The sequence below is a fragment of the Massilia sp. Mn16-1_5 genome, from assembly GCF_004798585.1.
Classification (GTDB): Bacteria; Pseudomonadota; Gammaproteobacteria; order Burkholderiales; family Burkholderiaceae_D; genus Telluria.
The window spans coordinates 1-918 of the sequence record NZ_PPXQ01000056.1 but is presented as its reverse complement, the minus strand read 5'-3'; the positions used below and the strand labels follow the sequence as shown (position 1 = coordinate 918).

The 918-nt window shown below is 61.3% G+C and carries 1 pseudogene; it reads left to right on the top strand.

Annotated features, from left to right (window positions below):
• Positions 1–20 precede the first annotated feature (20 nt).
• Positions 21–918 (top strand): annotated as a pseudogene (locus tag C2862_RS25880) (transposase); the annotation flags it as partial.

Here is a 918-nt window from a genome sequence, read left to right as displayed (position 1 = left end):
ATAGGAATACGACTGTGAATATGACTAGGAACAACCAAACCATCGAAGTAGTGACAGTGTCAGAGGAGCGGCGCCGTCGCTGGTCAGTGCAGGAAAAGGCTGCGCTGGTCAAGGAAACGTACGAGCCCGGTATGAGCGTGTCGCTGGTCGCTCGCAAGCACGGCATCAGTGCCAGCCAGTTGTTCAATTGGCGCAAGCTCGAGCGCGGAGGCGCGCTGGTAGCTGTACAGTCTGGCGAATCGGTAGTGCCGGCGAGTGAACTGGCTGCCGCGCGCGCCCAGATCGCACAACTGCAGCGCATGCTCGGCAAGAAAACGATAGAAGCAGAAATCTTGCGCGAGGCGATTGAGGTGGCGCGCGAAAAAAAGTGGATTGCGCGCTCACCCTTATCGGACAAGGACGGCCAGTGAAGCCGGTCTGCGCTGTCCTCGGTGTAGCGCGCTCGAACGTTATTGATCGCCTTGCGCGTCCTGCAGACTGGGTCGACGGGCGCACGTTGGCCAGGCTCGACCCGGTCGCTGACGCGATGATTGCCGACTCCGTACGTGCCGAGATCACGGCATTGCCGACCTACGGCTATCGCCGTGCGGGTGCCCTAGTGAACCGCACACGCAGCCTGATGGGCCTGCAACCCGTGAACCATAAACGCATGTACCGCGTGATGAAGGCACAGGGTTTGCTGTTGCCGAAGTCGCCCAAGCGCCGGGACAGTGGCCGCGCTCATGATGGCAAGGTAGCGGTCGAGGAATCGAATCAGCGCTGGTGCTCGGACGGCTTCGAGATTGCCTGCGACAATGGCGACGTCGTGACGGGCGTTTTCATGAAGGACTGCTGCGACCGCGAGATCATCGCCTGGCGCGCCTGGGTCGGCCGTGGGTTGCCTGGTGAACCGGTACGCGACATGATGATCGAGGCGGT